General features: G+C 67.6%; 7 protein-coding genes. 2 read left to right on the top strand and 5 right to left on the bottom strand.

The features are described 5' to 3' along the window. Positions 1–240, top strand: a 240-nt coding sequence (locus tag NQ160_RS15825) for a hypothetical protein (RefSeq protein WP_257516133.1), incomplete at its 5' end; no start/stop codon positions are given. A gap of 9 nt (positions 241–249) precedes the next feature. On the opposite strand, the gene NQ160_RS15820 is transcribed toward NQ160_RS15825, so the two are convergent. Next, positions 250–1,059 carry an NADPH-dependent F420 reductase gene (locus NQ160_RS15820; RefSeq protein ID WP_257516132.1) on the bottom strand — a complete coding sequence of 270 codons (810 nt, stop codon included), beginning with the start codon at positions 1,057–1,059 and terminating at the stop codon, positions 250–252. A 71-nt stretch (positions 1,060–1,130) separates the two neighbouring features. On the opposite strand from NQ160_RS15820, the gene NQ160_RS15815 reads away from it, so the two are divergent. Beyond that, positions 1,131–3,185 (top strand): M3 family metallopeptidase, encoded by a 2,055-nt coding sequence (locus NQ160_RS15815; RefSeq protein ID WP_257516131.1) that lies wholly within the window; start codon positions 1,131–1,133, stop codon positions 3,183–3,185. A gap of 41 nt (positions 3,186–3,226) precedes the next feature. On the opposite strand, the gene NQ160_RS15810 is transcribed toward NQ160_RS15815, so the two are convergent. From NQ160_RS15810 to NQ160_RS15795, 4 genes are all read right to left on the bottom strand, one after another. Next, the gene (locus NQ160_RS15810) at positions 3,227–3,838 is read right to left on the bottom strand and encodes a hypothetical protein (RefSeq protein ID WP_257516130.1); all 612 of its coding nucleotides are present in this window, start codon (positions 3,836–3,838) and stop codon (positions 3,227–3,229) included. A gap of 172 nt (positions 3,839–4,010) precedes the next feature. Then, positions 4,011–5,276: an ATP-dependent Clp protease ATP-binding subunit ClpX gene (clpX, locus tag NQ160_RS15805; RefSeq protein ID WP_257516129.1), complete on the bottom strand. Its 1,266-nt coding sequence runs from the start codon at positions 5,274–5,276 to the stop codon at positions 4,011–4,013. A 163-nt stretch (positions 5,277–5,439) separates the two neighbouring features. Further along, positions 5,440–6,108, bottom strand: coding sequence for an ATP-dependent Clp protease proteolytic subunit (locus NQ160_RS15800; protein ID WP_257516128.1), 669 nt, complete (start codon positions 6,106–6,108; stop codon positions 5,440–5,442). 23 nt (positions 6,109–6,131) lie between these two features. Next, positions 6,132–6,743 (bottom strand): ATP-dependent Clp protease proteolytic subunit, encoded by a 612-nt coding sequence (locus NQ160_RS15795; RefSeq protein WP_257516127.1) that lies wholly within the window; start codon positions 6,741–6,743, stop codon positions 6,132–6,134. Between the last annotated feature and the right edge of the window lie 27 nt (positions 6,744–6,770).

Below are 6,770 nucleotides of genomic sequence, written 5' to 3'. Positions count from 1 at the left end.
GGAACACGCTGGACCTCCGGCGACGAACCGCCCCGGTCGGTGCCCGACAGCATCCGCGGTCAGATCCACGCCGTCGATCGGGCGATGCCCACCGACGAGCTGGGTCAGCCGCGGCCGCGTTGGACGCTGACCTTTCTCGAGGGGCGACCCGTCGCGGAACTCGAGACGGGCGTCGTGGTGTCGCTCGACGCCGACGGCAACGCGGTGGTCGGCCACGACCCGGACGACGAGTTCGGCTGAGCCGGCCGGCTAGAACCGCCGTGCGGCGACGTCGACCCGCGTCGCGGCGTCGAGCGCCTCACGCACCTCAGACGCCGGGGTGGGAGCCGGCTCGGCGTCCATCATCTGATCCTCGGGCAGCGCCGGGTCGCTGAAGTAGATCTTCCCGTAGGCGGGGGTCTCGGGCTCGAAGCGCCAGCTTTCGTGGAGCGTTCCGGCGTCGACCGTATCGAAGCCGAGACGGTTGATGATTGCGGCAGCCTCGGACTTCGCCTGTGCGTCATCCCCCGCGATCGGCAGCGCGGTGCGGTCGGCCGCGCCGGCCGGCCGGGCCAAGGCCGGGATGTGCGCGGACACGATGTTGTTGAAGGCCTTCACGTAGCGGGTGGCGCCCAGCTGATTGCGGACCAGCTCGCTGGTGGTCACGGTGTTGTCCGCCAGTTCCGGGATGCTCCCGTCGCGGGACGGGTAGTAGTTGCTCGTGTCGATCACGAGCGTGTCGGACAGCAGCCCTTCTGGCAGGTCCGCAACCGCCTTGAGCGGGATGGAGAGCACGACGGCATCGGCCCCGTCGGCGACGTCGGTCACCGTGCCGGCCTGGGCCAGCGGGCCGAGTTCGGTGACCAGATCCTGCAGCGTCTCGGGTCCGCGCGAGTTGGCGATGATCACGTTCATGTCCGCCGCGACCGCCAGACGGGCGACCGCCGATCCGATGTGTCCGCTTCCGATGATTCCCAGCGTCGCCATGGTGCTTCCTTCGATCGGGCTCCGGCGTGGTGTCCGCCGCAGGGTCGCTGCTGCGCCCCGTACGGAGAGGAACCCTGCGCGCACGCCGAGCATTCCCGGCCGCAGCCGCCGTGCGTCGTGTGCGTCCCGCCGCGAGGGCCGCACCCGCGCCCTAGGCTGAGACGATGACGGACGAGACCAACCCCCTGCTGCAGCCGAGCCCTCTCCCCTACGGACTGCCGGACTACCCGGCCATCCGCGCCGAGCACTATCTGCCGGCGTTCGAGGTCGGTTTCGCCCAGCAGCGCGCGGAGGTCGACGCCATCACCGCGAACGCGGATGCCGCGACGTTCGAGAACACCATGACCGCCCTGGAGTCTTCCGGCGATCTGCTGGGCCGGGTTGCCCGCACGTTCTACACGGTGTCATCGGCGGATGCCACGCCCGACATCCAGCAGGTCGAGGAATCCCTCGCCCCCCTGATGTCCGCCCACCAGGACGCCATTCAGCTCGACAGCCGACTCTACGAGCGGGTGCGGTCGCTCTTCGAGCGTCTCGAGGAGCTCGACCTCACCGCGGAGCAGCGCTATCTCGTGCAGCGCCGCTACACGCAGATGACCCACGCCGGCGCCGGACTGTCGGATGCCGAGAAAGAGCGCCTGACCGCGCTCAACCAGCGCCTCTCCGTGCTGACGAACACGTTCGAGAAGAATCTCCTCGCCGACACCAATGATCTCGCCGTTGTGTTCGACGATGTCGCAGAGCTGCAGGGCCTCACCGATGGCGAGCTGTCGGCCGCTGCCCAAGCAGCCGCGGACCGTGGACTCGACGGGTCGTACGTCGTCACCCTGACGCTCTTCACCGGGCACCCGTACCTGTCGTCGCTGACCGACCGCGAGTCGCGCCGACGCATCATGGCGGCCTCCCGCTCACGCGGCTCCCGCGGCAACGACAACGACAACCGTGAAGTGCTCCGCGAGATCGTGCGCCTGCGCGCCGAGCGTGCCGAACTGCTCGGATACGCCAGCCACGCCGCTTACATCACGTCGGACGAGACGGCGGGGTCGCCCGATGCGGTGCGCGACCTGCTGTTCCGGCTTGCAGCGCCCGCAGCCCGCAACGCGGAACGAGAGCGTGCCGCGCTGCAGGAGATCATCGACGGCGAGGGTGAGCCCTTCCCGCTCGAAGCGCACGACTGGGCGTTCTACACCGAGCGCGTGCGCGAGGCGCGGTACGCGCTGGACCGCTCGGCGCTGCGGCCATGGTTCGAAGCCGAGCGAGTGCTGCGGGACGGGGTGTTCTACGCGGCATCCGCCCTCTACGGCATCACGTTCACCGAGCGACCCGACCTGCCGGCGTACCACCCCGAGGCGCGCGTCTTCGAGATCCACAACGCCGACGGCTCGCCGCTGGGCCTCTACGTGCTGGACCTCTACACCCGCGACACCAAGCGCGGCGGGGCGTGGATGAATTCCATCGTGCTGCAGTCGCGTCTGCGCGGCACCGATCCGGTGGTGGTCAACAACCTCAACGTGTCACGGCCGGCGCCGGGACAGCCGACGCTGCTCACCCTCGATGAGGTCAACACGCTGTTCCACGAGTTCGGGCACGCGCTGCACGGCCTCTTCGCCACCGTCACATACCCGAGCTTCGCCGGCACGAACGTGTACCGCGACTTCGTGGAGTTCCCCAGCCAGGTCAACGAGATGTGGATCTACTGGCCGGAGGTGCTGGCCAACTACGCCCGGCACATCGACACCGGCGAACCGCTGCCTGCCGACGTGGTCGAGAAGCTCGCGGAGTCCGAGACCTTCAACCAGGGTTTCGCCACCAGCGAGTACCTCGCCGCCTCGTGGATCGACCAGGCCTGGCACCGGCTGGGCGCTGCCGAGGCGGCTGAGCACATCGACGTCGCCGCTTTCGAGGCCGCCGCCCTCGCCGAGATCGGGCTGGACTCCCCCGTCGTGCCCCCGCGCTACTCGTCGACCTACTTCGCGCACGTGTTCTCCGGCGGCTACAGCGCCGGCTACTACTCCTACATCTGGAGCGAGGTGCTGGACGCGGACACCGTGAAGTGGTTCGAGGAGAACGGCGGCCTGACCCGTGAGAACGGCGACCGCTTCCGCCGGCGACTGCTGGGTGTCGGCGGGTCGAAGGACCCGCTCGAGGCCTACCGCGACTTCCGTGGTCGGGATGCCGAGATCGCGCCCCTTCTGGAGCGTCGCGGCCTGGCCGACTGACCGTCGCTGCGGCGGCGCGGGAGATCGCGTCGCCGCAGGTCTCAGCGCCAGCCGAGCATTGCGCGGACCACGGCCTGCGAGGCCGGCGAACCGTCGTTCTTGATCCCGCGGAGCTTTTCGAAGGAGATCAAGGCGCCGCTGTTGGAGAAGTGGTCCGCCAGTGCCGCAAGGGTCGTGCGCATGAGCGGTGCGGCGTCGTTCTGATCAGATCCGCCGCGCCACGACGTGTGCGGGTAGATGACCAGCTCTGTCCCACTGGCCGTCTCGCGTGCCGCCGCCACGACGAGTGTCGGCGCCGCGCCGCGCCAGAACCGCCGGAAGAACTCAAGGCCCGTATCTTCCACCACCCAGGAGATGAATCCGCGTTTCCACGACTCCTTGATGTTGCCTAGCCGCAGGTCCTGCGCCAGCCACTTCGAACCCGACTCGGTCAGCCGCCGCTGGAACGTCTCGTCGCCCAGCGCGAAGCCGACCGCCTGCAGCTGGGCGACCGCGGCCCGAAGCGCGGAGCGAGGGTCGGTCCTCACGACGAATCTGCCGCCGCCGGTGCTGAAGCCGTACCAGCGCAGGGGGGCGATGCGCATCCGCTCGCCCGATCCCGCAACGCTGCCCTCGTGGTGGCGGACGGGCATGTATTCGGGTTGATCGGACATGGCTGCATCCCCATCGATATGTGTCGTGGGGCGAGCTTAACGGCCTGGGGCCGAGCAGCTTTCGGCAATTGACTTTCTGCGGCTTGATGCAGCAACGTGGGTCTTCTGCCCTTGTGCACATTCGCCGATTGCGGCCGCCCTGTCGCGGCGGAATGGCCCTCGCCGGGGTGGGTCAGGCGCTCTTGCGCTTCTGCCGCAGCAGCAGGGTCGGAGCAGCACCCTCGACGACGGCGGGCGTGATGACGACCTTCTCGACGTCGTCTGCAGAGGGGATCTCGAACATGATGGGTCCCAGCACGTCCTCGAGGATGGCGCGCAGGCCGCGCGCACCGGTCTTGCGGGCCACAGCAAGGTCGGCGATGGCGCGAAGTGCTTCTTCCTCGAACTCGAGCTGCACTCCGTCGAGCTCGAACATGCGCTGGTACTGCTTCACGAGGGCGTTGCGCGGCTCGGTGAGAATCTCCATGAGCGCGTCCTGGTCGAGCGGCGAGACGGATGCCACGACGGGAAGACGACCGATGAACTCGGGGATCAGACCGAACTTGTGAAGGTCCTCCGGCAGCACGTCGCTGAAGAGGTTGAGGTTCTGCCCCTTGTCGTGCAGGGGTGCGCCGAAGCCGACACCGTGCTTTCCGACGCGGGAGGAGATGATCTCCTCGAGTCCGGCGAAGGCGCCCGCGACGATGAACAGCACGTTCGTGGTGTCGATCTGGATGAATTCCTGATGAGGGTGCTTGCGGCCGCCCTGCGGCGGGACCGAGGCGACCGTGCCTTCGAGGATCTTCAGCAGCGCCTGCTGCACTCCCTCACCGGAGACATCGCGTGTGATCGAGGGGTTCTCGGCCTTGCGGGCGATCTTGTCGACCTCGTCGATGTAGATGATGCCCGTCTCGGCGCGCTTGGTGTCGAAGTCCGCCGCCTGCAGCAGCTTCAGGAGGATGTTCTCGACGTCTTCGCCGACGTAGCCCGCCTCGGTGAGTGCCGTGGCATCCGCCACCGCGAACGGCACGTTCAGGCGCTTCGCGAGAGTCTGCGCGAGGTAGGTCTTTCCGCAACCCGTGGGACCCAGCAGCAGGATGTTGCTTTTGGCGATGTCGATGTCGTCGGCGCGCTGCTCGGCAGGCTTGAGCGTGCCGAGCGCGCGGATGCGCTTGTAGTGGTTGTACACCGCGACCGACAGTGCACGCTTCGCGGGCTCCTGACCGACGACGTACTCCTCGAGGAACGAGAAGATCTCGCGCGGCTTCGGCAGATCGAAGTCGGCGACCTCGCCGGTGCCGGACTCGGCCATGCGCTCTTCGATGATCTCGTTGCACAGCTCGACGCATTCGTCGCAGATGTAGACGCCCGGGCCTGCAATGAGCTGCTGGACCTGCTTCTGGCTCTTGCCGCAGAAGGAGCACTTGAACAGGTCGGCACTTTCACCGATGCGAGCCATCAGGCCCTCCTCACTTCCCCCGGGTCGGGAGCACTTGCGAGCCTAACCGCTGGGTGCGACATCGGGCCGCATTTGCACGTCACCATGTCGTCACACTTGCGGCGGAGAACGACGAAGCCCCGCGCATCGACAGGCGACGGCGGGGCTTCGGGCGGTGCGGTTGTCAGCTGGTGATGGCGGCGGGCTGACGCTTGCGCGTTGTCAGCACCTGGTCGACCAGGCCGTACTCGAGGGCATCGTGCGCCGAGAGGATCTTGTCGCGGTCGATGTCCTTGTTCACCTGCTCCTGAGTGCGGTGGGAGTGCTTGGCGAGCGTCTCCTCCAGCCACGTGCGCATGCGCAGGATCTCGGCGGCCTGGATCTCGATGTCCGACGCCTGTCCGTGCCCGGCCTCGCCCACTGCGGGCTGGTGGATCAGGATGCGGGCGTTGGGCAGGGCGAGCCGCTTGCCGGGGGCGCCGGCCGCCAGCAGCACGGCAGCAGCGGATGCCGCCTGGCCCAGGACAACGGTGGAGATCTCGGGCGACACGTACTGCATGGTGTCGTAGATCGCCGTCATCGCGGTGAACGAGCCACCGGGCGAGTTGATGTACATGACGATGTCACGGTCGGGATCCTGCGACTCGAGAACGAGCAGCTGGGCCATGACGTCGTCTGCGGAGGCGTCGTCGACCTGGACGCCCAGGAAGATGACGCGGTCCTCGAAGAGCTTGTTGTACGGGTCTTGGCGCTTGTAGCCGTAGGCCGTGCGCTCCTCGAACTGCGGCAGGATGTAGCGGCTGTTCGGCATCTGCAGGCCCTGAGTGGCGCCGCCGAAGGTGGGTGTGTTCATGTTCTGTGTCTCCTTCGGGGGTCTCAGTTGGCGGTGTCGTCGCCGACGCCGTCGACGGCGGTTCCTCCGCCGCCGGTGACGTCTGCGGCGTGCTCGCGGATGTGGTCGACGAAGCCGTACTCGAGCGCCTCTTCCGCGGTGAACCAGCGGTCGCGGTCGCCGTCGAGGTTGATCTGCTCGACCGACTTGCCCGTCTGCGCCGCGGTGATCTCGGCGAGGCGGCGCTTCATCGACAGGATCAGCTGAGCCTGCGTCTGGATGTCGCTCGCGGTGCCGCCGAAGCCGCCGTGCGGCTGGTGCAGCAGCACGCGGGCGTTCGGCGTGATGTACCGCTTGCCCTTGGTGCCACTGGTGAGCAGCAGCTGACCCATCGATGCGGCCATGCCGATGCCGACCGTCACGATGTCATTGGGCACGAACTGCATCGTGTCGTAGATGGCCATGCCGGCCGTGATCGAGCCGCCGGGCGAGTTGATGTAGAGGTAGATGTCCCTCTCGGAGTCCTCCGCCGCCAGCCACAGGATCTTCGCGCAGATTTCGTTGGCGTTGTCGTCGCGCACCTCCGACCCCAGCCAGATGATGCGGTCCTTCAGCAGTCTGTCGAAGACGCTCGTGGCGACAAGTGGTTCGGCCATGTTCACTCCTGTTTCCGTGGTCCGTCG

This window comes from Microbacterium sp. zg.Y909 (genome assembly GCF_024626565.1).
This window is presented reverse-complemented; position numbering and strand designations above follow the sequence as displayed.